We start from the raw sequence: 25931 nt of genomic DNA, 5'->3' as shown, positions 1-25931 counted from the left end.
CTCAGGAATCCAGTCCTGCCCGCTTCTGCCATCATCGGTGCATGGATCGCTTCTATTTCGATGCCAACGCGACCGCGCCGCCCCTGCCCAGCGTGGTGCAGGTGATGGAGAGAACCCAACGGGAAGCGTGGGCCAATCCCACCAGCACCCACCGAGAAGGCCAGGCCGCCCGGGCCGCCATCGAGGAAGCCCGTCGAGCCATCGCGGCGAACCTGGAGGTTCCGCCTTCCCAGCTCGTGTTCTGCGCCAGCGCCACCGAGGCGCTGCACCTGCTCATCCGCGGATTGGACCCCTCTTTGACCTTCATGCCCGCCGTTGTGAATCCCGGCGAGCACAGCGCCTGCCTGAACCCGCTGCGGTCCTGGGCCAATGTCCGCTGGCTGCCCTGCGAGCTCAGCGGCGCGGCGACGATCGTGCAAATGGCCGCCAACAATGAGAGCGGAATCATCCATGAGATGCCGCAGGTGGCGGGCGCGGTCCGCATCAAGGACTGCTGCCAGGCCTGGGGGAAGGTGGCGGTGGAGCTTTCGGATTGCGATGCGGCGGTCTTCAGCGCCCACAAGATGGGCGGGCCGCGCGGCGCGGCGTTGCTGTGGATGCGCCCGGACCTGCCCTGGGCGCCGACGATGGAAGGTCCCCAGGAACGCCGACGCCGAGGCGGAACCGAGGACACCGCAGCCATCCTGGGGCTTGCAGAGGCCGTCAACCATCTGCCTGGCCGCCTGGCCCAGAATGCGATGTTGGAATCCCTCCGCGACGCCCTGGAAGACGAGGTGGCCTCCTGGTCGCCCGAGTTCGAAATCATCGGGAAAGCTGAACCCCGGTTGCCGAACACCAGCTCCCTCCTGCTGCGCGGCCACAACGGCGAAGCGGTCCACATGGCCCTGGATCTCGCAGGCTTCGCCATCAGCACAGGCAGCGCCTGCCATAGCGGCGCAACCAAGCCCAGCCACGCCATCATGGCCCTGGGCTACAGCGAAGCGGAAGCCCGGCAGGTCATCCGCATCTCGATGCTGCCGGGAACCCCGGAAGCATCGGTGGAGCGCTTGGTCGAGGCCTTGAAGAAAATCCTCCGGAAATGATCAGTCCGGGGGCTTCAACCCGATCGGCCTGCCATCCGGTGGAACGGTCCAGGTGATCCCCAGCCAGCCTGCGATGCTGGGCGCAAGGTCCCAGATGGGCACTTCGCCCAAGTCGCCGCGGCCGTCCCCCAGCACCACCAGCCAGGTGCGCATGGCAGCCCTGGAACTGTCATAGGCATGGGCGCCCCGGCGCCCCAATCTTTCCTTGGCGGCCGCGGGACCGCTGGCCCCCGCAAGCCAGGATCCGGTGGGCGCCTGCACGATGAGATCGCCCACGCGCGCGTTGCCCCCGAGGTGGTATTCCGCTGGCAGTTCGGCCCGTTCCCAGACTTGGAGGCCCGCGGCTTGGAGCCGTCGCTTGGCCGCCCGCGTGCGTCCAGGCTTGCTGTAGATGTAGGCGCTGCCTCCGTGGACGATGATGCGGGTGAAACAGCCTTTGATCAGAGAAGGCAGGTGGATCCGTGCCCGCATGGCGGCCATGCCGTGGTCCGCCGCGAGCACCACCCGCAGGCCTGGATGCGAGGCCATCATGCGTTCCAGCCATGGCGCGACTTCATCATCTGTGCGCTTCAGTTTTTGGGTCGTTTCCTGGGAATCGGGTCCTTGCATATGGCCTTCTTCATCCATGCCCGAGAAGTAGGCCATGACCAGGCCGGCGCCTTCGTCGAGGGCTGCTTCGCTGAAGGCCATGGCCAGGCTGTCGGCCTGTCCCGGCTTGTAGTCTTCCAGGCGCCAAGGCAGCACCCCTTCCCAGGGACCTGTGGCGCAGGGCCAATGGTAGACGGCTGACTTCACTCCGCTGCGGGTGGCCGCCACCCACAGCGGCTCCCGCTGGAGGAGGCCCGCATTCGAGGTGTAGGCGACAAAGCCCTTGCCGGGTTCCATGAATGAATTGGAGACGATGCCATGGTGTTCGGGCCAGCAACCCGTGGCCAGCGTGGCGTGGCCGTTGAAAGTGGTGGAAGGGAAAGGCGGCAGGCCCTCGCCGCGCTTCCCCTCCTGGGACAGCTTCCAAAGCCGCGGCATGGTCCGGGAGGTGAAGGAACTTGCTCCCAGCGCATCAAAGCTGAGGAACAACACCGGTGGCGCCGCCGCCAGCCAGGCACCCATCAGGAAGGAGAACAGCAGCTTCAGTCGCATGGGAACAGTGTGAACCATTGGGCGGATGGGGTGTGCGTCAGGCCATCATTCGTCCGTAACGAGCTGTCAGAAAAGCGCTGGCCATTTGGCAACGGTCGGTAAAGTGGAAACATGAGCCCGCACAAACCCTACCCCATCATCCGACTGAAACCTGGCAAGGAGGCGCTTTTAGGAAAACTGCATCCCTGGATCTACTCCGGCGCGCTGGAAACCAAGCCGGAGTCCAGACTGGTGCGCATTGCGGACCACTCGGGCAACGTGCTGGCCACAGGCACCGCGAGCGCTTCCAACGCCCTGAGCGTGCGCATTTTCCGCCACGAAGATGCGCCGCTCGACGAACCCTTTTTCAAGAGCCGCTTTGAAGCCGCGTTGCGCCTGCGTATGGACCTGGGCCTGATGGACCCCGAGGGGGCCTGCCGGTTGATCTTCGGCGAAGGGGATCTGCTGCCGGGCCTGGTGGTGGACCGCTATGCGCACGCCCTGGTAGTCCAAGTGGGCACCGCGGGCCTGGAAGCGCTCCGGGAAGCCTGGTGGCCGGAACTCCTGGCCCTCGGCAAGCGGATCGGCTGCACGGTCTTCGTGGAACGCAGCCAAGCCGGCCGCAAAGAAGAGGGACTGGAGGTCGTGAACCGCCTGCTGAAGGGTTCCCTGGCCGGTCCAATCACCATCAAGGAAGGCAAGGCGCGATTCACCGTGGACCTGCTGAAGGGCCAGAAAACGGGCCTTTTCCTGGATCAGCGGGAGCATCGAGTGACCCTCGGGGGCGTGTCGAAGGATTGCAGCATCCTGAACGCCTTCGGATACACCGGCGGGTTCTCCGTCCACGCGGGGCTGGGCGGCGCAACCCAGGTCGCCACGCTGGACACCAGCGCCGCGGCCTTGGATCAATGCGAAAAAGATTGGGAAGCCAATGGGCTTGATCCCGCGCGGCACACGCGGTTGGAAGGCGACGCCTTTGATCTGATGCGCGAATTCAAGGCCGAATCCTTCGATCGCGTGGTCGTGGATCCTCCCGCATTCGCGAAGCAGCGCAAGGATGTGGAGAAGGCCTTCAAGGCCTACAAGGATGTGTTCCGCCTGGGCGCCCGTGCCACCGCAAAGGGAGGCATGCTCTGGTGCTTTTCATGCAGCCAGCATCTCGACCGCATCCGCTTCCAGGAGGCTGTGTGGACCGCGATGCTGGAAGCGGGGCGCGAGGCCCAGGTCCTGGGCCATCTGGGGCAGCCCGCGGACCATCCCTACGCGCTCAATCATCCCGAGGGCTTCTACCTGAAAGGGTTGTGGCTGAGGGTGCTGTGAACGTGCCGAGGCCATGATCCGGGCGATTCAGGTATAGTTTCCTGGAATTAAATCCACCCCATGCCTTCCTGATCCTTCCGTCCAATAAAGGAGTCCGCCATGCTTTCGCGCAGAATCTTTTCCGCCTCGGCGAGCCTGTTCTCGGCCGCTTTCTTGGCCGCCGGCACCCCGGAGGCAGCCGCCAACTCAGCCGCGGCGAGCCCCGCGCGGGCCTGGACCGACAAGGCCAGCCTTTCCCTGGTGTCCACCAGCGGCAATTCCAAGGGCGATTCCCTGGGCTTTTCCAATGAATTCCTCTACAAGTGGAGCAATGCCTCGTTGGCCGTGAATTTCGGCGGGGTGCGCATCGAGACCACCAACACCGTCCGCAGCGCCACGGGCCTCAGCACCAATCCTGGCGGCTATGTCCTTTCGGAAACCGAGACGAAGACGCTCACTTCGGATTCCTACTTCGCCAACGGTCGCTACGATCGCACCTTCATCGGGCGCTTCTTCGGCTTCGGAAGCGTGGCTTGGGAAACCAACAAGCCCGCGGGACTGGACTCAAGGACGCGGGCCATCGTGGGCGTGGGCATGCAGTGGCTGGACACGCCAGAAACCAAGCTGCGCACCGATCTGGGCGTGGGTTTCACCAAGGAGCGGCCGGTCTTCGTGACGGAGGGCTTCGAGGAGAACCATGGCACCTGGCAGGTCTCCGGCAGGGTGGAGCAAAAACTCTGGGCGGCTTCGTTCCTCATCTCCGAAGCCGCCTACGTCGGCAACACCAAGGAGACCGACGACCATCTGGTCATTTGGAAGACCACCCTCAGCACCAACTTGTCCGATCGTCTGGCCCTAAAAATCGGCTATGACCTGGCCTACAAGAACAAGCCCAATGCCGTCGGTGTTCCCGTCATGTCCATCCTCAATCCAGGCGCCACCCTGGGCCTGGTCCCCGTGGCCCTGAAAAAGACCGACACGATGTTCACGACCTCCCTGGTCATCAATTTCTGATGTTCCTGGCCTTGGATGGGCCTTTGGGCGTGGTGGCTTCCATGTGGAAGCTGCAGCAGCCCTGGTGGGAATTCGTGCTGCGGGCCCTGCTTGTCTATGGATTCCTGCTGGTGGCCCTGCGGCTCACCGGCAAGCGGCAGGTGGGCCAGTTGGCGCCCTTCGACCTGGTGCTGCTGCTGGTGCTCAGCAACACGGTGCAGAACAGTATGAATGGTGGAGATAACACCGTCGGCGCCGGTTTCCTCCTGGCCGGCGCCCTGGTGGCGGTGAATTCGGTGGTCGGCTACCTGACCTACAAGAGCAAGCGGATGGAGGCTTTGATCGACGGCAAGCCCCAGATCATCATCCACAACGGCCTGGCCGATGAAGCCGTGCTCACCAAGGAGCGGATTTCACACCATGAACTCATGGCCGCGGTCCGGCAGGCCAATCTGCTTGAAATCTCCGAGGTGCACCTGGCCATCCTGGAAACCAACGGGCGCATCAATGTCATTGCAAAAAAATAAACGGGGATCTTGACAAGGCGAAAATAAGGCGAATATTAAAGGGCATGACTCACGCCCTGCTTTCCCTTGATGCCATGCCCATCAGGCTTTTTCGCGACTTCCAGGTGGAGCCGGAAGAGGCGAAAAGCATCCTCCGACCCCAAAAAGATGCCCGCTATGGGTGGGGATTCAGCCTGAATCCTTACCGCGGTTGCAGCCATGGCTGCCGTTACTGCTATGTGCGGGGGTATCCAGCTCCCTTGGCCGGCCAAGAGGAGAGTGGCCATCTGGCCGAGGCCAACCCTTCGGCCAGGGCCAAGGGCCTGCATGACCCCCAGGAGTGGGGCCGATGGGTCACCCCCAAGCTCAACGCCCCAGAGCTACTCTGGGCCCAGCGCCACAAACTTCACAACGAATCGGTCTTCATCTCCAGCGCCACGGATCCTTACCAGCCCATCGAGCGGAACTTCCGGCTCACCCGGAAATGCCTCCAGGTCCTGCTTGCCTGCCCCACGACCCAGGTCATCCTCCACACCCGATCTCCCATGGTGCTTCAGGATCTGGAACTCCTGAAAGCATTCGGAGGTCGGCTCTCGGTCGGTTTTTCCATCCCCACCGATGATGATGCCGTCCGGCAGATCGTGGAGCCGGATGCGCCCTCCATCCCGAGCCGTTGGGGCGCGGTGGAGCAGCTCTCCAAAGCCGGCATCCCAGTCACCATCGGCGCCACACCGCTATTGGCCGTCAGGGACATCGCTGGTTTTGCCGGCCGGGTCCGGGATAGTGGGGCCAGGAGCGCCTGGGTTGGAGGTCTGCGGCTCCTGAAGGATGATCCGTTCTATTCGCTGCTTGCGGCGCACCGTTGGCTGCATATTTTGGAGCCCGCGTATCGGGAACAGGTTCGGCAGGCGTTCAAGGAAGCGCTCTGTCGACGAACCGGGGCAGCCCCCGTCCGATCAGGTTCCCGGCCCGGGAAATCGAGGTCAAGGGGACCCCAGAGGCTGATGCCAGAGCCGGTCTGGGCAACCGGCGCACGAATTTCCGCTCCGACCCGGTTCGTTCCAGGCCAACAGCCCTCTCTATTCACCCAAGCCAGTTGATACCGCTCCAATCCGCCGCTCTCGGCGCGAATTGGCCGTTGATGGAAATTCATGGATTTCAACAGCTCATCCCTTGCTTCTGCGGCTGGTTTTATTTCTTGTACCGATAGGGCCATTCGGCACGGAGGTAGTCTTCCAGACTTCTTGGAGGTCCCCCCAACATCCCGGGCAGGTCGTTTTGAGCCACTTCGTAGCCATGGCTGTGGCGCAACACCCCAGCCTCTGTGAAAGGAACCAGATCCGTGAAAAGGGACCGGTGCCCGAAAGTCCGAGCGAATCGGAGGATTGTGGACTCCGGCAGGACAGGTCCCATCAGGCGCTTGCCCGCAGCCTCAGCGCACTTTTCGAGCAACTCCCCCCAAAGAATCCGCTCGCCGCCGACTTCCTGCACCCCCTCCCGGCTCCGGAGCAGGCCTGTGGCCAGATCCCCGACCCAGAGGGGTTGCAGAGGCACTGCTTCCAGGAACCTGGGGAGGAGCGGGCTGCTGGCCATCCACACGCCGATGCCATCCAACAGCTCATCGCCGGGTCCGTAGACCGGTGCCGAGCGAACAATGGACCAGGGCACCTTGCTTTCCTGGACACGCCGTTCCATCAACGCTTTGCCACGGCTGAAGGCATCTCCATGGCGGCCTTGGAGGGGGCCCAGGTGGACCAGCCGCGAGGCTTCCAGGGCTTCGGCCAGCTCCACCACGGTGTTGCAGATGGTTTCATGCACCTTGTCCGGATCCAGTCCGGGGCGCTCCCTGCGCAGGCCCGCGGCATTGATGACCCAGGCTCCGCGCGGCAGGCTGAATCCCTGCTCCAGAACCTCCGGGTCCGCCCCCCAGGGCAGGGTGGTGAGACTTCCTGCCGAATCGGGCTCCCAATCGATGGTTGCGCTGCAATCCACCCTCATCAGGGCGAAAACATCATGTCCCTGCGCGAGCGCTTCACGCACCAGCCTCTGCCCGATGAAGCCCGAAGCCCCCGCCACCACCACCTGCATCCCGCGCCCTCCTTCCACGGCCATGATAAGCGTTCACCTGGACTGGCACCTTCCGGCCGGGGCTGACCGTCAGACGAATCTCTCCCACATCCAATGGCAGACGGGTGACTTCCGCCCCTTAGAATGGAATCCATGACGACTCTTGCCCTTCAGTACCGCCCCCGCCTGCTTTCGGATCTCGTGGGCCAGGAAGCGTCGGTCCATGCGCTAAGCAATGCGTTGAAACGGGCCCAGGCCAGCGGCCGGATCCATCACCAGGCCTTTCTGTTCGCGGGAGTCCGCGGCACCGGCAAGACCAGCACTGCCCGCATCCTGGCCCGGGCCCTCAATTGCGTCGAGGGGCCAACGGCCACCCCCTGCGGGGTCTGCGATCCTTGCAAGGCATCGGAGCAGCCCGACACGAATCTGGACATCGTCGAGATCGACGCGGCCAGCCGCGCCTCGGTGGAAGACGCCCGGGCGCTGCGGGAGCAGGTGCAGACACGGCCGGCCTTCTGCCGCTACCGGGTCTACATCATCGACGAAGTGCACATGCTCTCCCGGCAGGCCTTCGACGCCCTGCTGAAAATGCTCGAAGAGCCGCCGGCCCACGCCATCTTCGTGCTGGCGACCACTGAATTGCAGGACGTCCCGGACACCATCAAGAGCCGGGTGCAGATCTATCCGTTCCGCCTGATTCCCGTGGGCCTCATCGAGGGCCGCCTCCAGCAGGTATGCGATTCCGAAGGCGTCACCTGCGAACCCCACAGCCTCCGGTTGGTGGCGGAGGCGGGGCAGGGCTCCATGCGCGATGCGCTCACCACGCTGGACCGCGTCATCGCGGCCGGCGATGGCCATGTGCGCGAGGACGTGGTGCGGGAACAATTGGGCATCGTGCCTGCCGTGCGGGTCCAGGGCGTGCTGGATGCGCTGGGCGCCGGGGACACGATCGCGATCCTGGACCACTGCCAGGCGCTCGCCAATCTGGGCGCCGACTGGGTCAATTTCTGGCGGGAACTCCTGCTGGCCTTCCGGGACCGGTTGGAAGCCGAGACCCGGCAGGATCAGAGCCCTCAAAAAATGCTCCGGACCGCCCGGGTATTGCAAATGCTCCTGCAACGGGAACGCGATTTGCGGGATTCCAGCCTGCCGCAGGTGGTGGTCGAACTGGCTCTGCTGACCGCCGCCCAGTTGCCTCATCTCGCGCCCCTAGATGGCCTGGTTAGCGGCACTTCCACGATGGCGCCGCTTCCATCCCAGAGAGCCGCCCTGGGCGCGAATCCAACAGCCACCCCCAGCTCCGCGCCCAGCAGCGCGGCCAGCCCTGGACGGAACTCCGGGGCACCGGCGCAGGCTGTTCCGCCCGTTCTTTCGGAATCCCAAAACCAAGCGGTCGGGAACCCCGTTCCAATTTCAACTCCGGAGGCTCCCATTGATTCGGCGGCTCTGCGCAGCCGGCTTGCGAATGTCCTGAACGCCAGCCCCGGCGGCCTTCCGCGCGCCCTCGCGAGCCTGCCGCAATTGGCCAAGGAGCTGCGATGGGAAGCCCCTGTGCTCCGCTGGAGTTTCCCTGAAAACGCCCGGGCTTCGGTCCTTGGATTGGAGCGGGAACGCACGAATCCCCATCTGCTGGAAGCCTTGGCCAATCTGCTTCCGGGACTCACGGGTCTGGAAATCACCTTCGAGGAAGCCGATTCCGGCAGCCCCGAAGATCAACTCCGGCGCGAACCGGCCTTCCAGGAACTGCTGCGGGCCAGCGGCGGCGAGATCATGGAAGTGAAGCGGGCTAGCCCCCGCTGACAGGCGGCATCAGCGCCACTTCGTCCCCATCGTCCAATCGGGCATCCCGTTTGACAAAGGCCTGGTTCACCGCCAGCAGAGCTTCCTTCGGGAGCGGCTCGAACCGCGGATCCTCCAACAGTCCAGCCAGGGTCGCCGCCTGGGTCCAGGGCACTTCGATCCGCTCGAAGCCCAGCAGCGCGCGGTACCTCGCGAAGGCAAGAACCGTGATCATTGGGATGCGCCCATGCTCATGGTTCCATCCCTCACTTCGGGCTCCAGGTGTGCCGGATTTCGCCGGTGAGATTCACGGCTTCGTAACCTGCGCGGCTGAGACCGAACTGCAGGACGTAGTTCCCGAACCTCCACTCGGCTTTGCCGCTGTGGGTGATGAGCTCTCCGGCGCGATGGTAGGTGTAGAGCAAGGGTGTCCGGCGGCCCAGGAAGTCGAAGCTCTTGCCCGCGGTGATGCTGACTTCCGCAGTGCCGGTGGCGCCGGTTCGCGGCGAGACGCTGAGGCGGTCCAGGTTGAAGGTGCGCCGGAGCTGTTCCTGGAAATTGGCGAGGGCCAAGGTCCCGATGAGGCCGGAACCGGCCGAAGCGATCCCATAGTTCAAGGCGCTTTGGGAACTGCCTCCGAGGGTGGAGCCGATGACCGGCGCGGCGGCCGGGTCCACGAGAATGGCGGTGATTTCGTCCTGGCGCAGGCTGGGGGTCGATGAGAGCGCCACGGTGAGCTGATCCACCCTTCCTGTGATGCTCAGGTTCACCAAATAGGGCGGCACATCGATGCGGCCCTGCATATTGATGAAGGGATTGAAGCGCATGGGGTCGCTGAAGTCGATGGAGCCCCGTTCCACGGTCACATCGCCGGCGGGCAGCAGGTTGGTGAGGCTGCCGCCCGGGATGAATTCCATCTTGCCCTTGAGCCCCGGGCGGGCCAGGGTCCCCAGCACCTTGAACGATCCTTGCGGTATGCCTTCGAGCTTCAACAGGTTGGTATCGAAGCGCCAAGGTTGGTTCAATTTCAAATCCAGGTCCAGCTTGATGCGGGCCAAGGGATCGTCGGGGTCGAAACTGGAAAGCGCCGTGGTGCCGGTGGTCGAATTCAGGAGGATGTCCGTGAGATTGATATCGGCGCGGTAGATCATGCGTTCCGCCTGGATGGTGCCTTTCAGCAAACCGCCGTCCTCGTCGTTCCCGGACAGGCGGGCCTTCAGGCTGCCGCCCACCTCGAATCCCGCGGGCACATCCCGGAGTTGGAAATCGAACAAATTCGCCTTCAGGTCATAGCTGGCCAGGCCGCCCAATTGCCAAAGGGCGGTGCCCCAGGCCGTGAGGCTTCCCTGGGCCAATTGCCCTTGCAGGGGCGCCGATTCGGGGATGCTGATCTCGCGGCCATGGAAATGGGCGGTGACGTTGATGTTTTCCGCGCTTTGCGGATAGGTGCGGACCCGGATGCGGCCGCCTTCGACCTGAAGCGTCCCGTCGAGCAGCGGATCCGCAGGCGTGCCCTGAAGTTGCAGGTCCACCTTGGTGGAGCCGGAGGGCTGGAGATCCGCAAGCAAGCTGTAGGGGTCCACCTCCATCAGTCCATCGAGGATGGTTTTCAATTCGCCCAGATCGGCGGAACCCTTGGCCTGCAAAGCCAGAGGGCCCGTCGTCGAGAAGGGCACCAGGCCATGCAGGGCCAGGTGTCCTGTGGTGGGGGCAGCGCCGGCGCGGTTGGCGGCCCGTTCCCGGGCCTCCAGGGGCAGGTCGATCTGGATGCCATCGAGGTTGCCGTGCACGAAGGCCGGTTGGGCCTGGGTCAGATCGAAGGCGGGGAATCTCGCCAGCAGCTGGTTCACCCGCCCCTGCCAGTGGAACCCCTCGGGTTCCCAGGTGGCGGAGAAATCTGAGTCCAGCCGCACATCCTCCATCAGATCCTGGGTCAGGCGCGCAGCCAGCTGCGGCGTGTCGATGCTGGTGGCGTCCAGCCGGAGGTGTCCTCCGGTTCGAAGGACGCCATCGTCGTCAAAGGCGGCTAGTTCGAGGATCTTGGCCGCCGCGCCCCCCTGGGCGATCCATCCCTCCGCTGCGCCTCGATTGGCTTGGAAGAAGCCTTCCAGGTTTTCAAGGCTCTGGTCCCCGGCGAAAACACGGGCGCGGCTGAATTTCACAGCGCCATTCGGCAGCGGCATGGGGCCGAATGGATTCTCCCAGGGTCCTTCCACATGGCCAGACACCTCGGCCTGCAGGCGCGGACCCGGGACCGCAAGCAGGCTCGAATCAACCGTGCCGCCGAAATCCCCCCACCAGGCGTTCCGGTTCAAATCCAGCTCAAGCCTGCCTTTGAGGGCTAGCGCGCCTTGGGGAGCAGCATCCCCCAGGGAAAGCGCGCCGGGTGATTCAGCGATCCGGAATTCCGGCAATGTGATCCGGTCCTTGGCCAAGTCCATCCTGAATTCGGCCCAGGCCGCAGGAATGCTCAGCTCGTAGGCCACCGCATGTTCAGCCAAGCCGTCGCCCCGCATCTGCAATGCGTCGAAGGGGCCCCAGATGCGGGCCCAACCGCTGGCGGTGCCCTCGATGGGGAGATCACCCTGATCGGCTGCCTTCAATCCCCCGGAAATCGGAAGCCTGGATACCCGGAAACAGGCATCGAACTGATTGCCCCCGGCCGGGACCTGGGCCCAGGTCAGCCAGATGTCGCCATGGCCCCGGCCTTCGCCTTCGGCCACGACGATGTCCTGGATGTCCAGGGCGCTGCCGCGCAGTTGGACCTTCGCTTCGAGCCGATCCGCTGAAGCGCCGTGCCAGCGCGGCTTAGCTACAGCGAGATCGCCATTCAACTGCACTCCGCTGGATGGATGGATGGAAAGGTCGGCCTTCGCAACCACCCGGCCGGCCATATCCAGGTCGATCACGTCCCAGGCGCGGAGCGCCGTGGCGACCTTGGCGGCGTCTGTTTCTATGCGGCCCTGGACCTTCAGATCCTCGATGCTTTTGGCGGCGACCCGTCCTGATCCCTGGGCCTGCACATCCAGATCCTCCAAGCGGAGGTTGAGCGAGCTGAGATTGACCTGGCTGTTTTCCAGCGTTGCCTTGAAATCTCCGACGCTGCTGCCCGAACGCTGGAAACGGCCCACGGCTTGGGCCTGCAGGAGATCAAGCCGCAGGCCCTTGCCCCAGGGATTGCCTCGCAGCGCCGCTTCGGCCTCGATGAACGCATGGAGATCCTTGGCCTGCCCCACCCGCGAAAAGGCCGCCAGCGGATTGAGATCGACCTTGGCCGCCTGGAATTTGACCGCGGTCCGGAGCCCCTTTTTCCATTCTCCTTCCATGGCGACATCGCCATCCTCGGAAAGCCAGGTGAAAGCGCGGAGCCTGGCTTCTTGCAGATTCCCCCCGGCCTTGAGTTCCAATTTGCCGGCGTGCAGATCCAGCACGCCCGGGTTCAGTTTGTGCGATAGAAGGTGCAGGTCCCAATTGGGTTTGCCGAAGGTGCCTTCCACTCCGAGATCTGCCATGAGCTGGCCGCTCGTGGCCCGCTTCGAAGCAGGGAGGCCCAACTTCATCGCGGAGGCGAGGTCCAAGATCGACTTGGACTTGGCAGAAATCCGTCCGGACTTGGGTTCAAAGGTGCCGCTGGCCTGGAGTTTCTGATGGCCGAATTCCACCTCGGCTTTCAGGAGCCTCAAAAGGGTCGCGGAGAGGTCCGCGGTGATCTCCGCGTGGCCCTTGGCGAATCCGCCGGGGGCCTTCATGGCCATCTCCGTGGCCTTGAATTCGACCCGCAGGCGGTTGGGGCCGAGGCCGGTTGCGTGCACGGCGAAGGATGAATTCGCTTGCGGCAATCCCCATTCCGGTTCACGGATCTCGATGGAACCATCCTTCAGTTCGAATACGTCCAGCCTGGCCTGGGGCCAGGGCTCCTTTCGGGGGGGATGGGGTTTCAGTTTCAGCCCGGCCAGGCGTTTGGCGTCGAGGCGCAGCTCGGGGCGCGAAACCAGGATGCGGTGGATATTGGGCTGGCCGCCGAAAAGGGTGAACAGTCCTCCTTGGATTTCGAGTCGATGGATTCTCAAGAGATCCCCGCCCAGGCGGATGTCGTCCACCGCCACCAGCCCAGAGAAGAGGCTCACCTCAAGCTTGCGGGCTTCGAAGCTGAGGCCCGTCTCCTCCATCACAAACTCGCCTGCCTTCCGGAGCGCGTAGTCTCCGACGAAGGGCTGGCGCACGAGCCAGGCACCAGCCCCCGCAGCCAGGCCGCCGGCCGCGAGCAGGTAGGTGATCCGCCGCATGCGCCGATTCCGCGGCTTCGGGCCCGCTGCGGGTTTGGCAGGAGGTCCCTTGGGCTCCGTGTTGATCCCGCCGCCGCCTGGAAGCTCCGCGGCCATTTCAGTTCTTCTCGCCGCAGCTCGGGCAGGTGCTGGCCATGCGAGCCATGGGGCGGTAGCAGAAACGGCAGAGGCGCTGCTGGGTGCTGGAGGAAGTGGAAGGCCTGGGCACGGTGATGCTGCCGGTGGCCGAAGGGCTCATCACCGCGGATCCCAGAGGGCGCGTGTCCTTGGCGACGCCGTCCTTCAACTTTTTCAGGGCGTCGAACATTGCCTGGGCGCTGAGGTAGCGGTCGCCGAGGTTCACGCTCAAGGCTTTCATGACGGCTTCAGAAAGCTGCTTCGGGACATTCGGATTCTTGAGGTGCGGCGCGACGATGGGCTGGGTCTGGAAGGCCTGGGCGATCTTCAGCGGGTCCGCGTCGTAGAAGGGAACCGTCCCGGTGAGCATCTCGTACATGGTGATGCCCAGGGACCAGAGGTCGCTCTGGAATACCGCGCGGCCGCGGAAATGCTCGGGCGCCATGTACGGCGGGGAGCCGATGCGGGTCCGGGCGAACCCGTCCTTCTGCATTTCCAGGATGCGGCTGGTGCCGAAATCCGTGACCTTGGCCACCCCGTCCCTGGTCATCAGGATGTTTGCGGGCCGCAGGTCCCGGTGCAGGATCTGGTTGGCGTGGGCGAAGGCGATGGCGGCGCAGATATCCAGGCCGATCTCCAGCGCCCGGGTCGGCGTCAGGGTGCGGTCTTTGCGAATGAGGCGGTCCAGGCTTTCGCCCTCGATGAATTCCAGCACCATGAAAAAGGTGCCGTTCTTCCGCTCCACCGTGATGAGTTCGACGATGTTGGGATGTTTGAGGGCCGCCATGATGCGCGGCTCCTTCAGCAGGTCCACGATCTCTTCCTGCTGCTGGTGCGGGACCTTCAACGCCACCTTGCGGTTCACCCAGGTGTCCATGGCCAGGTACACCGTCCCGAAGCCGCCCGCGCCGAGGCGGTCGAGGATCTGGTACTTCCCTAGGGTCTGGTCCTTCGACAGCACGATGAAGCCTTATCTCTGTGCCGCCATTATGGGGGAAAAGCAGCGTCCGACTGGGTTTTTTTGATCCGAAGCGCGCCTATTCGACAAATCCCTGGGCAGCGAGCCACCGCTCCGCGTCGATGGCCGCCATGCAGCCTGAGCCCGCCGCGGTGACAGCCTGGCGGTAGACATGGTCCTGCACATCGCCGCAGGCGAATACCCCGGGAATGGCCGTCCGGCTCGAGCCGGCCTCGACCTTCAGGTAGCCGGTCTCATCCATGGGGAGCTGGCCAGTGAAAAGCTGGGTGTTGGGCTGGTGGCCGATGGCCACGAAAAGGCCTTCCACAGCCAGCTCCGAGCCGCTGCCGTCCACCGTGTCTTTGAGCCTAAGCGCCCGGATCTTTTCGACCTTCTCGCCCATCGGGGTTTCGATCGTCGAAGTCAGGACCTCCTCGACGCCCTTGTTCCAATGGAAGGCTATTTTTTCGTTCCGGGCGGCCCGCTCCTGCAAGGCTTTTGAAGCCCGCAATTTGTCCCGGCGATGGATGAGATTCACCTTGGAAGCGAATTTGGTGAGGTAGGTCGCTTCCTCGATGGCCGTGTCGCCGCCCCCGACCACGGCGATCTCCTTGCCGCGGAAGAAGAACCCATCACAGGTGGCGCAGGCGCTGACGCCGCCGCCGCTCATGGAGAGCTCCTGGTCCTTGCCGATGCCCAGCCATTTGGCCGAAGCGCCCGTGGCGATGATGACCGCATCGGCCGTGTACTCGGACTTGTCGGTCTTCAAGGCGAAGGGCTTCGCCGACAGGTCCACCGCGAGCACGGTTTCGCTTTTGATGGTGGTGCCGAACCGCAGCACCTGCTCGCGCATTTCCTCCATGAGCTCAGGGCCCAGGATGCCATTGCGGAAGCCGGGAAAATTCTCCACCTCGGTCGTGATCGTGAGTTGGCCGCCGGGCTGGACGCCTTCGAACACCAGCGGCGACAGGTTTGCCCGGGAAGCATAAAGGGCCGCAGTGTAGCCCGCGGGACCGGTGCCAATAATGATGACCTTGTGGTGTGAACTGCTCATCGAAGCCTCAGTGGACGTATTGCCTGGTGGGGGGTGGGTTGAGGTCTCGTGTATGACGCTTCAGCGGCATACCGAGAAGATGATGACTTTGTGGTGGGACACGATCGCTCCATTTTGGGCTGTGGACTCTCGACTCTCGACTCTCGACCCTCGACTTGAGAGTCAAGTCCTAGGGCCCAGGACTCCCCAGTCTACGCGAGTCCGCGCTCCCGCAGCAGGGCTTCGGCGGCGGCCACGTCCTGCGGCACATCCACGCCGATGCTCAAGTGGGGCGTGAAGGCCACACCGATGGCAATGCCGGCCGCCAGGGCGCGGAGCTGCTCCAGCATTTCGGTCTGCTCAAGGGGATGGGGAGGCAGGTTGGTGAAGGCCTTCAATACCGCCGGACGGTAGGCGTACAGCCCCAGGTGGCGCTTGAACAGGCTGAGTTGGCCAGGGTCCATCCAGGGGCGGAAATCCGCTTTGAAAAGGCTTGAATGGCGGATGTAGGGAATGGGGCTGCGGCTGAAATAAAGGGCCCTCTGGCGGTCATCGGTGACGACCTTCACGGCATTGGGATTGAACAGTTCGTCCGCATCCGCGAAGGGGCACGAAGCGGTTCCCATGGGCAGGTCCGGATCCTCCCGCATCAACGCCACCACCGCGGAAACCGTGTCAGGGTGCATGGCGGGCTCGTCGCCCTGGATGTTCAGCACGCAGTCGAAGGATTCCCCGGAAGCCTCCAGGACCGCGAGCGCCGCGGCGGTGCGGTCCGTGCCCGAGGGCAGGGCCGCGTCGGTCATCACGGCCTCGCCGCCGAATCCCCTCACCGTGGATGCGATGCGGCCATCATCCGTGGCGACGACCACGCGGGTCACCCCCGAGGCTTTGGAGGCCGCTTCGAAGACCCACTGAATCATCGGTTTCCCGGCGATCAAGGCCAGCGGCTTGCCTGGAAAACGCGAGGCCTGGAAACGGGAAGGAAGAACGGCGAGCGTGCGCATAACCACCAAGACTCAAAGGGACCACGAAAAAAAATCAACCAGGAGAAAAACAATAAAGATAAAAGTTGACCACAAAGACACAAAGACGCGAAGAAAACAATCGTCTGCATCAGCAGTCATTCTTCGTGTCTTTGTGTCTTTGTGGTTCGCTTTTTAATTTTTTCTTTGTGGTTCCCTTTGAGTCTTTGTGGTGCCTTGGCGTCCTGGTGGTTTGAAGGCACAATCAAGGGTTTGGTCCGGAGGCTCGTTTGACACGTCATTTCGCCCGTCCTGTAGGCATCACCGCCACCGGCCAGCACTACCCGGAACGCTGCGTCACCAACGACGACCTCTCCAAGGTGATGGCGACCAGCGACGAGTGGATCCGGCCCAGGACCGGCATCGGGTCCCGCCATTGGGTCGAACAGGGCGTGGGCGCATCGGATCTCGCTGTTCCGGCGCTGCGCATGGCGCTCGACCAGCGGGGCATGGAGGCAGACGAGCTGGAAGCCATCATCGTGGCCACGGTGACGCCCGATACATTTTTCCCTTCCACGGCCTGCCGCATCCAGGATGCCATCGGCGCCAAGAACGCCTTCGGTTTCGACCTCTCCGCGGCCTGTTCCGGATTCGTCTATGCCCTCACCGCCGGGGCATCTCTCATCGCGTCAGGCGCCTATTCGAAGGTCGCGGTCGTGGGCGTGGATGTCATGAGCTCCATCATCAACATGGAGGACCGGGCCACCTGCGTCCTGTTCGGCGATGGGGCGGGCGCGGTGATCCTGGAGCCGGTGGCGGAGGGCTTCGGCATCCTCGATTTCGAGCATCGCATCGATGGCAGCGGTGGCTACCTGCTGCACATGCCCGCGGGCGGATCCCGTCGGCCTGCCAGCCACGAAACCGTGGATGCCAAGGAGCACTTCGTCCACCAGAGCGGCTCGGAAGTCTTCAAGTTCGCGGTGCGCGAGATGGCCGAGGGCAGCCGCGCCATGCTGGACCGCAATGGATTCTCTCCCTCCGATTTGAAGCTGTTCGTGCCGCACCAGGCCAATTTGCGGATCATGGATGCAGCCGTGAAGCGGCTGGAACTTCCGAACGAGCGCATGGCCGTGAACATCGACCGCTACGCGAACACCACTGCCGCCACCATTCCCACGGCCATGCACCAGGCCCGGGAGGCAGGCCGGGTTGAAAAAGGGGACCTAGTGCTCTTTTCGGCCTTCGGCGCAGGCCTCACCTGGGGCACCGTCCTGCTCCGATGGACCTATTGAAAGTGGCCAGCCCTCGGTTCCGGCGCTACGAAGGTCCGTGATGCGGATCATCGCCGGGTCCATGAAGGGCCGCCGGCTGGCGGGGCCGGCCAAAGACGAACGGGAAGTGCGCCCCACGGCGGACCGGGCCCGCGAAGCCCTGTTCTCCATCCTGCAAGCCTGGCCGGCGGGGGCCTTTGTGGATCTCTTTTCCGGCACCGGAGCCGTGGGCCTGGAGGCCCATTCCCGGGGCTACAGTCCGGTCACTTGTGTGGAGGCGGATCCGCAGCCCTTCCTCCACAAGAACTTGAAGCTCTGCGACGTGAACCTGCTCCGCAAGGATGCATTGAAACTGGGGCCGGAATCCTTCTTTGGGGTTGCGGTGGTGTTTGCTGATCCGCCCTACGCGGTTTCCGGGGAACTATGGGAAAAACTGGCGGCCCGGGTCCGCCCCTGGCTGTCGGATGGCGGGGTCCTGGTGTGGGAGACGGATGCGCGCACGGACCTCGTCCCGCAACCAGGCTGGGTCCTGATCGAGACCCGGAGCTACGGAACCGCGCGGTTCCACTTCCTGGAAAGACGCTGAGCCCCCCCGAGGCCGTTCCTGCGATTTTGACGGCTTCGTGATTTTGGCCAGACGGCCTTACACTTCCAGCCATGCTTCGCATTTCGATCAAGACGAAGCTGGGCTTCATCCTAGGTTTGCTGGTGCTCAGCTTTTTCGCCTTCAATGTCGTGTACTATCCGCGGCGGGTGGAGTCCCAGATCCGGCACCAGGCGGAGCTGAGCGCCCGCCAGGTGGCGGAAACCGCCAGCTACGCGCTGACCCCGGCGCTCACCGCCGGGAACCGCGAAGGCATCGCGAACGTGTTGGTGGGGGTCAAGCACATCCCCGCCTTCAGTTTCAGCGTGGTCTACGACTCCGCTGGGAACCGGGTGGATTCCACCGAGGGCACGCCCGCCTGGACGGATGAATACGCCAAGAGCAAAAGCGATTCCAAAGTCCTAACCCGGACCCAGGATGGCGTCGTGGTGGCCATGACACCGGTCATCTACAGCGATACCCCCAAAAAATCGGGAACCCTGGTGCTCGGATTCAGCACCGATGAATCGCGGCGGACCGTTGATGAAAATTTCCGCCTGAGCCTGATCGTCGGACTCAGCACCATGGGCTTCGGCATCGTGCTCACCGCCTTCATGTCCCGCCGCTACCTCAAGCCCATCATCCAGCTCACCAACGCCGCGCAGATGGTGGCCCAGGGCAATTTCGACGATGTGGCCGTGGACGCCCACTCCCGCGACGAGCTGGAGGAACTGAGCCGGAACTTCCAGATCATGACCAACAAGCTCCGGGTCAGCCGGGACGAAATCGAACGGCAGAACCGCCTGCTGGAATACCGGGTCCAGGAGCGGACCCGCCAGCTCATGGAAACCATCTGGGAACTCGAGGAGATCAGGGCGAACCTGGAACAGCTGGTCCAGGAGCGGACCAAGGGCCTGGAGCAGAGCCGGGGGGAATTGAAGGCCTGGGCCGACACCCTGGAGTCCAAGGTCGAGGACAAGACGCGCGAACTGCGGGAAGCCAATCTCAGCCTCATGGACAGCTACAAGAAGCGCCAGCAGGCCGACCGCATGAAGGATGAGTTCCTGGCCAACATGAGCCATGAGCTCCGCACGCCCCTCAACGCGATCATCGGTTTCTCCGGCATGCTCATGCAGGAGGAGACGAACCGCGTGGCTCCAGACGTCCGGGAAGACCTCCAGATCATCTTCCAAAATGGCACCCAGCTTCTGGGGCACATTGATTCCATCCTGGATCTCTCCAAGATCGAAGCCGGGAAGATGGAATTGGACCTTCAGGAAGTGGACCCGCTGCCTCTCGTCGATGAGGTCCTGGCCTTGGCGGCGGGCCTGATCCGCAAGAAGCCCATCACCTTGAGCTTCGACCGGCCGGAGTGGTCGGCCAAGGTCCTGGGAGACGCGGCACGGCTGAAGCAGGTCATGACGAACCTCGTCGGCAATGCCATCAAGTTCACCGAGGAAGGCGAAGTGACCCTCTTCGCGGCCCGCACCGGCGGGAACCTGGAGATCGGAATCCGCGACACGGGCATCGGCATGAGCGAAAGCGAGATGGAGCGGCTCTTCAAGCCCTTCCAGCAGGTGGATGGAAGCATCACCCGCCGCTTTGGAGGAACGGGCCTGGGTCTCGCCATCAGCCAGAAATTCATGGGCCTCATGAATGGACAGATCCGCGCCCGAAGCGCGAAAGGCAAGGGGAGCACTTTCATCATCGAGATGCCTCTCCTCCGGGAGGGCGCTCCATGAGCCCGAAGCAGAAAATCCTTTGCATCGAGGACAACCCGGTCAATTGGCGTCTGGTGCAGCGCCTGCTCGGCCAGGCGGGCTACGAACTGCATTGGGCCGAGGAGGGCCTCCAGGGCTACCAGATGGCGGTGGAACTGAAACCCGCTTTGGTCTTGTTGGACATCAACCTGCCGGGCCTGTCGGGTTTCGAAGTGGCCACGAAATTGCGGCAGAACGCGGACCTGAATGGGATCCCCATCATCGCCCTCACCGCGAAGACCATGAAAATCGACCGCGAAACGGCCCTGGTGTCGGGCTGCGACGGCTACATTTCCAAGCCCATCGATCCGTTCCAGTTCACCGCGCAGGTGGAGGCCTATCTGGGGGGCCAGCGGGACAAGGTGGAGCAGGGGAGGGAAGGCGCGGTGCTGCGCCAGTTCAGCCAGCAGATCGTGGAGCACCTGGAGGCGCGCCTCAAGGAAGCCCAGGGCTCCAACCGGAAGCTCCAGGAGGCCCAGGAGGCCCTGGAGATCCGCAACCGCAATCTGTCCCGGCTGCTGGCCCTCAGCCAGAGCATCGTCGCGGAGCCCGATCCCAGGTCCCTGCTCACCCGGATCCTGGGGCGGGCCCAGGAGGATCTCGGCCTGAGAACGCTCCATGCTTTTCGGGTCCAGGCGGACGGCGGCTATTTCGAAGGGCAGCGGTGGATCGAAAGCGGGTCCGAAATCACCGCCTCCGTGCGCGGTGACCATGTGCTGCCCGTGCGCCTCAAGGGCGTCATGAACGAAGGCCCCATATTCGGCGACCACCTGCTGCAATCCCCCTTCTGGGAGCCGGGGCTGGTCCTGGGACTATGGACCCAGCCTTCCCAATCCCTGCTGCTGCCCATGCCCCATCGGCAGTCCGAGGGCGAATTGTGGGGCTTTTGGGCCCTGAGCCGCGAGGCTGATCGCCCCTACCTGCCCTTTGAAGTGGAGCTCGTTTCACTGATCGGCGGATTGGCCCAGGTGAGCCTCCAGAATGCGGAGCTGATCTTCAGCCTGGGAGAGAGTTCCCGCGCCCTGGCCTCCAGCTATGAAATCGTGGAATCCGCCTACATGGAGGTCCACCAGGCCCAGGCGGCCCTCAGCCTGCGGGAGCGCCAGGCGCTCCTGGGGGATCTCTTCCAGAAGATGACCAAGCGGCTGCAGACGCCTGTGGCCACGCTCCAGGTGCAAAGTTCGGCGCTGGATCAGATGGAGCAGGGAAGCGGCGAATGGAAGCATTCCGTCGCGCAGATCAAGGATTCGGTCGGGCAGATCGCCAGCCTCGTGAAGGCCCTCACGCGCCGGGTCGGCAAGCAGGAAAGCGTGCGCCCCGAATGGATCCACCTGGACGACCTGTTGGCCCAGGAATTGGAGTTGATGTCCATCGAGGGCCATTTGGGGGATCGCGACCTGAGGCTCGAGATCGGAGCCGCGGAAGCCAAAGTCTTCGGCATCTACGGGGATTTCTCCGAGACCGTCTCCCAGATGGTGCGCCATGCCCTGGGCGGCCCCACGCCCTCGCCGCTCCTGCTTGTGCGGACCGCTGTGGTGGACGGGAAATACCTGTTGGAGATGGAGGACGAAGGGGGTCCCATCCCCCCAGAGAATCTGGACCGCGCCTTCGAACCCTTTTCAGGACTGCGGGAGGAACCCCAGGAAGACCTTGTGTTGGGGGTGCGCAAACCAGGCGCCGGACTGCCCGCCTGCGTCCAGCTCATGTCCTCCTACCAGGCCGCGCTGGAACTGAGGAACAAGGGCGAGGGCACCTACCTGAACCTTTTGCTTCAGTTGGATCCAGAGGCTGTATGAAAACCATGCTCAAGGCGATCTGCGTCTGCTCGGCCCTTGGGGCGCAGGCGCCCAGCCAAGCTCACCGCCCCCCCTCGGCGGGACTCGCCGCGCCCGCCCTGCAACCGGGGGAGGGATTCGCGATGGCCTCTGCGGACGGTGCTTCCAAGGGTTTCGGAGAAGCAGCCAGGGAGGATTCCATGGGCAGCCTGGCCATGTTGCTCTGGCTGCGGCTCGAGGGGGAAGAATGGGCGGCCAAGATGGTCAGCTTCAAATGCAAGGGCGAGCTGAACGGATTGCGCTGCTGGAACCGCAAGGGCCACGGGAAAGTGGATCTGGCCAAGGCCACCGCCGAGAGCTGCAACTTGGCTTTCCTGGTGTGGAGCCTGGAGTCCGCGGAGCGGTGGAAGAAGGACTATGGCGAAGGTGCCGCGAAATACCGGCTGGAACAAGTCTTCAAACCCTTCTGGGGCAACCGCGTGAAGGCTGGGGAAACCATTCCGGCGATGGGCCCCGAGTGGATCGGCGACGGAGATCTGCTGCGGACGACGCCCCTGGCCATGGCCAAGTGGCTGGCAGACCCGGATCAGGAACCTCTGCTTTCCCTCTGCAAGCGGCTGATGAGCGGAGCTTTCGACGGGTGGATCACCAAGGGCGCTGAATGGTGGTTCAAGACAGGCCTTGCCCCGTCCCTTCCGGGAGCAAACGATCCGAAGGGGCTTTCCACCTGGGTGGCCGGCGCCAATGGCGAGCATGTCGTGGTGCTGCATCTGCCCAAGGCCGATGGGAGGCTCGATATCCTCGCCCGCCTGAAGGCAATCCTGCTGCTCCCGAAGAAATGATGCGGCGTTCCACCAACCGGTCCGGTAGTAAATGCCAGGACCGGACCAGCGGGCGGGCCATGTTGAACCGTCCTCCTCGCTCCCCAAGGCCGGCGTCCAGGAGCGCCCGTATTGACGTCTGTCAAAGGCAGGCCTTCATGCGGCGTACCGCGTCCTCGAGTTGCCGCGGCTCGAATTGGGAGAACGCTAGCCGCGTGGCGCCGATGGCTGTTTGATTGAAGGAAAAATGGCTGCCGGGCTTGATGATCAAGCTCTGCTGCTTGCACCGCTCAGTCCAGGCCTCAAGGTCCAGTCCAGCTTTGGCCTGGACCCAGAGGGCGAGACCGCCTTCCGGAACGTTGAACGACAGGGCATCGTCCAGCTCCTCGCGCAGGCAAGCGACCAGATGGTCCCGACGTTCCTCGTAGGCTTTGCGGACCTTCCGGACGTGGCGCGCCATGTCCCCGTCGCGGAAAAGGTCCGCCACGGCCCACTCCAGGACGCGATCCCCCTGCCAATCCATGCGCAGCCGCACCCTGGCGAGCCGCTCCACCAGTCCCTTGGGCGCCACCAGGAAGCCCAGGCGAACCCCCGGCGCGATGAGTTTGCTCAAGGAGCCCATGTAGATCACCTGCCCGGTGGGATCGCCGCTGGCGAGAGGGAGCAGGGATCTGCCGTCGTACTGGTATTCGAAATCGTAGTCGTCTTCCAGCACGGCCATGCGGTACCGCTGCGCGAGTTCCAGCAGGCGCATGCGCCGGTTGGGGCTCAAGACCACGGTCGTAGGGATCTGGTGGTGGGGCGAGAGGTAGATCAGATCCACCCGCTGCTGCTCGAGCAGGATTTCCAACGCGTCCAGATCCATCCCTTCAGCGTCCACCGGAACTGGCTGCAATACTGCTCCGCAGCTCTGTTGGATGGTCTCCCAGGCGGCCCGGTTGCCCGGGTCCTCCACGGCGATGACCCCGCCTTGTTTGAACAGGGAAAGAGCCACCAGGTCCAGGGCCATGCGGCTGCCCCGGGTCACCAGGATCTGGTCCGGGTCGGCCACCAATCCCCGCCGTTCGGAGAGCATGGCGGCAAGGGCCTGGCGCAGCATCAAATTGCCCTTGGGCTCTCCATATTGCAGGAGTTCATCACCGTGGAGCCGGATTGCGCGCTGATAGGCGCGTCCGAGGGCCTCCGTGGGCGCGAGCCGCACATCCGCCAAGCCTTCCGACATGTCCATGAGCGCCTGGAAGGGCGTCGTGATGGGACTCAGTTGGATGGGGAGGTCATAGCCAGGGTCCGAAGGGGGAAGCTGAGGCTCGTCGTCGAAAGCGCCCCAGGAACATGGAGTGAGGTCCGGCAGGGTGGTGGCGACAAAGGTCCCGCTGCCGGGACGGGTCTCGACCCATCCTTCTGCTTCCAGCTCCCGCAGGGCGGCCAGCACCGTGTTGCGGTGGACGCCCAGTTCCTCCGCGATCTGCCGCGAGCCGGGAAGGGCCATGCCAGGCTGGATGCGCCCATTCCGGATGGCCAGGCCCAGGGCGCGCGTGATCTGAAGCTGCAAGGACTCTCTAGCGCCCGGGTCAAGGCTGATGGCGAGGTCGCGAAGGCGCATGGGCGTTGGGAATTCCAAGTGGTCTAGTGATGAATCGTTGAACTGGTCTACAGGCTGATCCAATAGTCATCGTACACATGTGGTGGAGGAGAGCCACATGAACCACCATCCGATTATTTCTGTCCCGGCATTTTTAGCCTGAGCTGCGGCATGACGACTCTCGGCTTCCCCCTGATCCACAATCTTTCGATCCAACGCCAAGGTGTATGCGAGCTGATTGAGCGCATCCAGCCCGAGTCGCTTCTTTCGGATGGCGGGCTCAACCTGCTGTTTGCACTCCAAGTGCGAGTCCTTTTCCACCTGCGGGTGGAGGATGATCTGCTGGTCGCGGTGCTTGACGCCGAAGCCCGGCGGAGACCCGAAATCGCCGAGATCATGGACCAATGGATCCAGCCGCTCCGCGGCTTTGCAGAAGAAGCCCAGGCCTTCTTCCAGCATTGGCTAAGCCATGAAGGCGATGGCGATCGCGATATCCATGCCGGGGATCTGCGAGCTGATTGGCAATCATTGAAAGAGGTGTTGGAACTGCGGATGCGAACGGCGGAACGGCTGCTCTACCCTGCCTACAAAACGCTACACAACGAGCGGCAGAGGAAATCGCGCCCCTTCAGCCACTAGAGCGTGCAGCCGCCCTCATGGCCGCTTGAAGTTCGTGGATGGCGTTGGCTGGATCAGGCGCCTTGAATACCGCGTTGCCTGCCACCAGGCAATCGGCCCCAGCCTTCACAAGCTCCGAGGCATTCTTCAGGCCCACGCCGCCATCCACCTGGATGAGAAAGGGCGCCTGCCTCCCCGTCCGCAGGGCGTCCAGGCGCCTCACTTTATCGAGGACTCGGGGGATGAAACTCTGGCCGCCAAAACCTGGATTCACGCTCATCAGCAGCACGAAATCAAAATCGCCGATGAGATCGATGAGGGTCTCCACGGGCGTGCCTGGGTTGAGCGCCACGCCGGCCTTGGCGCCCGCCTTGCGGATGGAATCCAGGGTGCGGTGGAGGTGCGGGTCGGCCTCCTGATGCACCGATACCCACGAGGCGCCGGCCTCCACGAATTCCAGAGCATACCGGCTTGGCTCCACGATCATCAGGTGGCAATCCAGGGGCAGGCTCGTGGCCTTGCGCAGGGCCGCCACCACGGGCATTCCCACAGTGAGGTTGGGCACGAAACGGCCATCCATGACATCCACATGGACCACCTCGGCGCCCGATGCTTCAAGCATCGCCAGCGCACCCCCGAGTTGCGCGAAATCCGCCGAAAGGATGCTCGGCGCTAACAGGGGAACCTCAGGTCGAAGGGCCACCCGGCCTGGCTGGCCCATTGTGCAGGAACCATGGCCCTTCGTCTTGCTGGGAATGCGTGAGTAGAAAAGAACTACTCGATGTAGTAGCCCAGCAGATTCACGCGCCTGAAGTAGTGGCTGGGAATTCCATTGGCGGGATCGATCGGATCCACCACGATCTGGTAGCCCTCGGGAATGGCATAACCGGCGGTCATGGGCGTGCGCTGCATTTCGTGGCCCACGGTCTGCCGGGTGGGGATGAACCGGTTGAGGATGGATACAGCATTGCCTGCGGGGTCGGCGATGTAGGCGCCGAGCTGGATGCTGGGAGCAGCGGTCACCGCGGTCTGGCAGCGGATGGTGACTTCGATATCGGTGAGGATCAGGGTCTTGCCCTTGGGGACGACGAAACTCTTGGTCCCATCCCCCGTGAGGACGCCGAACTGGTAGTCGGACCATTGGGCCGTGAAGGTGGTCCCGTCCCAGAAACCGAGGTAGTTGATCTTCACCATCTGCTTGGGGAAAACCCCCAGGTGGGTGGCCTGGGCGCGGGCCGCGGGGGCGGCGCCGAAGGCCAGGGCGGCGCCGAGGACGAGGTTGGCGAGGATGCGAGTGCGCATGTGGGCTCCTGATGAGGG

The 25931-nt window shown here is 63.7% G+C and carries 22 protein-coding genes; 12 read left to right on the top strand and 10 right to left on the bottom strand.

Features of this window, described 5'->3' with window-relative positions; translation table 11 throughout:
• Nucleotides 1–41 precede the first annotated feature (41 nt).
• The gene (locus IPQ13_02410; protein ID MBL0209755.1) at nt 42–1082 is read left to right on the top strand and encodes an aminotransferase class V-fold PLP-dependent enzyme; all 1041 of its coding nucleotides are present in this window, start codon (nt 42–44) and stop codon (nt 1080–1082) included.
• Here IPQ13_02410 and IPQ13_02405 read toward each other — a convergent pair whose 3' ends face one another.
• Nucleotides 1083–2222 carry an alkaline phosphatase family protein gene (locus tag IPQ13_02405; protein ID MBL0209754.1) on the bottom strand — a complete coding sequence of 380 codons (1140 nt, stop codon included), beginning with the start codon at nt 2220–2222 and terminating at the stop codon, nt 1083–1085. It abuts the gene before it with no gap.
• 111 nt (nt 2223–2333) lie between these two features.
• Between IPQ13_02405 and IPQ13_02400 the strand changes: the two genes are divergently transcribed.
• The 4 genes from IPQ13_02400 (at nt 2334) to IPQ13_02385 (ending at nt 6099) form a co-directional block, all read left to right on the top strand.
• Complete coding sequence (locus IPQ13_02400; GenBank protein MBL0209753.1) at nt 2334–3521, top strand: class I SAM-dependent rRNA methyltransferase; 1188 nt, start codon at nt 2334–2336, stop codon at nt 3519–3521.
• A gap of 99 nt (nt 3522–3620) precedes the next feature.
• The gene (locus IPQ13_02395) at nt 3621–4514 is read left to right on the top strand and encodes a DUF481 domain-containing protein (protein MBL0209752.1); all 894 of its coding nucleotides are present in this window, start codon (nt 3621–3623) and stop codon (nt 4512–4514) included.
• A 41-nt stretch (nt 4515–4555) separates the two neighbouring features.
• A complete protein-coding gene (locus IPQ13_02390; protein MBL0209751.1) occupies nt 4556–5020 on the top strand; it encodes a DUF421 domain-containing protein in 465 nt (154 codons plus the stop codon).
• A gap of 44 nt (nt 5021–5064) precedes the next feature.
• Complete coding sequence (locus IPQ13_02385; GenBank protein MBL0209750.1) at nt 5065–6099, top strand: radical SAM protein; 1035 nt, start codon at nt 5065–5067, stop codon at nt 6097–6099.
• A gap of 91 nt (nt 6100–6190) precedes the next feature.
• Here the strand turns inward: IPQ13_02385 and IPQ13_02380 are convergent, their stop codons facing one another.
• On the bottom strand, nt 6191–7111 hold the full coding sequence (locus IPQ13_02380) for an NAD(P)H-binding protein (protein ID MBL0209749.1): 921 nt from the start codon (nt 7109–7111) through the stop codon (nt 6191–6193).
• A 108-nt stretch (nt 7112–7219) separates the two neighbouring features.
• Between IPQ13_02380 and dnaX the strand changes: the two genes are divergently transcribed.
• Nucleotides 7220–8866 (top strand): DNA polymerase III subunit gamma/tau, encoded by a 1647-nt coding sequence (gene dnaX / locus IPQ13_02375; GenBank protein ID MBL0209748.1) that lies wholly within the window; start codon nt 7220–7222, stop codon nt 8864–8866.
• Here dnaX and IPQ13_02370 read toward each other — a convergent pair.
• The 5 genes from IPQ13_02370 to kdsB form a co-directional block, all read right to left on the bottom strand.
• On the bottom strand, nt 8853–9080 hold the full coding sequence (locus IPQ13_02370) for a MoaD/ThiS family protein (protein ID MBL0209747.1): 228 nt from the start codon (nt 9078–9080) through the stop codon (nt 8853–8855). The genes dnaX and IPQ13_02370 overlap by 14 nt on opposite strands.
• A 31-nt stretch (nt 9081–9111) precedes the next feature.
• A complete protein-coding gene (locus IPQ13_02365; GenBank protein MBL0209746.1) occupies nt 9112–13227 on the bottom strand; it encodes a translocation/assembly module TamB domain-containing protein in 4116 nt (1371 codons plus the stop codon).
• A 1-nt stretch (nt 13228) separates the two neighbouring features.
• Nucleotides 13229–14209, bottom strand: a complete 981-nt coding sequence (locus IPQ13_02360; GenBank protein ID MBL0209745.1) for a serine/threonine protein kinase — start codon at nt 14207–14209, stop codon at nt 13229–13231.
• A 76-nt stretch (nt 14210–14285) separates the two neighbouring features.
• On the bottom strand, nt 14286–15260 hold the full coding sequence (gene trxB / locus IPQ13_02355; protein ID MBL0209744.1) for a thioredoxin-disulfide reductase: 975 nt from the start codon (nt 15258–15260) through the stop codon (nt 14286–14288).
• A 191-nt stretch (nt 15261–15451) separates the two neighbouring features.
• Nucleotides 15452–16243: a 3-deoxy-manno-octulosonate cytidylyltransferase gene (kdsB, locus tag IPQ13_02350; GenBank protein MBL0209743.1), complete on the bottom strand. Its 792-nt coding sequence runs from the start codon at nt 16241–16243 to the stop codon at nt 15452–15454.
• 248 nt (nt 16244–16491) lie between these two features.
• On the opposite strand from kdsB, the gene IPQ13_02345 reads away from it, so the two are divergent.
• The 5 genes from IPQ13_02345 (at nt 16492) to IPQ13_02325 (ending at nt 22432) form a co-directional block, all read left to right on the top strand.
• Entirely contained in the window at nt 16492–17493 is a 1002-nt protein-coding gene (locus IPQ13_02345) for a ketoacyl-ACP synthase III (protein ID MBL0209742.1), read from the top strand.
• Between the two features lie 40 nt (nt 17494–17533).
• Nucleotides 17534–18058, top strand: coding sequence for an RsmD family RNA methyltransferase (locus IPQ13_02340; protein MBL0209741.1), 525 nt, complete (start codon nt 17534–17536; stop codon nt 18056–18058).
• A gap of 71 nt (nt 18059–18129) precedes the next feature.
• Complete coding sequence (locus tag IPQ13_02335) at nt 18130–19797, top strand: HAMP domain-containing protein (GenBank protein MBL0209740.1); 1668 nt, start codon at nt 18130–18132, stop codon at nt 19795–19797.
• Nucleotides 19794–21611 (top strand): hybrid sensor histidine kinase/response regulator, encoded by a 1818-nt coding sequence (locus IPQ13_02330; protein MBL0209739.1) that lies wholly within the window; start codon nt 19794–19796, stop codon nt 21609–21611. The genes IPQ13_02335 and IPQ13_02330 overlap by 4 nt, the downstream gene beginning before the upstream one ends.
• Entirely contained in the window at nt 21608–22432 is an 825-nt protein-coding gene (locus tag IPQ13_02325) for a hypothetical protein (protein MBL0209738.1), read from the top strand. Before IPQ13_02330 ends, IPQ13_02325 begins: the two co-directional genes overlap by 4 nt.
• 121 nt (nt 22433–22553) lie before the next feature.
• Here the strand turns inward: IPQ13_02325 and IPQ13_02320 are convergent, their stop codons facing one another.
• Nucleotides 22554–24014, bottom strand: a complete 1461-nt coding sequence (locus tag IPQ13_02320; protein MBL0209737.1) for a PLP-dependent aminotransferase family protein — start codon at nt 24012–24014, stop codon at nt 22554–22556.
• Nucleotides 24015–24164: 150 nt separating this feature from the next.
• On the opposite strand from IPQ13_02320, the gene IPQ13_02315 reads away from it, so the two are divergent.
• Nucleotides 24165–24632 carry a hypothetical protein gene (locus tag IPQ13_02315; GenBank protein MBL0209736.1) on the top strand — a complete coding sequence of 156 codons (468 nt, stop codon included), beginning with the start codon at nt 24165–24167 and terminating at the stop codon, nt 24630–24632.
• Here IPQ13_02315 and IPQ13_02310 read toward each other — a convergent pair.
• Complete coding sequence (locus IPQ13_02310) at nt 24622–25332, bottom strand: ribulose-phosphate 3-epimerase (protein MBL0209735.1); 711 nt, start codon at nt 25330–25332, stop codon at nt 24622–24624. The genes IPQ13_02315 and IPQ13_02310 overlap by 11 nt on opposite strands.
• 53 nt (nt 25333–25385) lie before the next feature.
• Entirely contained in the window at nt 25386–25913 is a 528-nt protein-coding gene (locus IPQ13_02305) for a hypothetical protein (GenBank protein ID MBL0209734.1), read from the bottom strand.
• Nucleotides 25914–25931 lie beyond the last annotated feature (18 nt).

The organism is Holophagaceae bacterium (assembly GCA_016720465.1).
Taxonomy (GTDB): Bacteria; Acidobacteriota; Holophagae; order Holophagales; family Holophagaceae; genus JANXPB01.
Note: the sequence above shows the minus strand (reverse complement) of the source record. Positions and strands in the feature narration are given on the sequence as shown.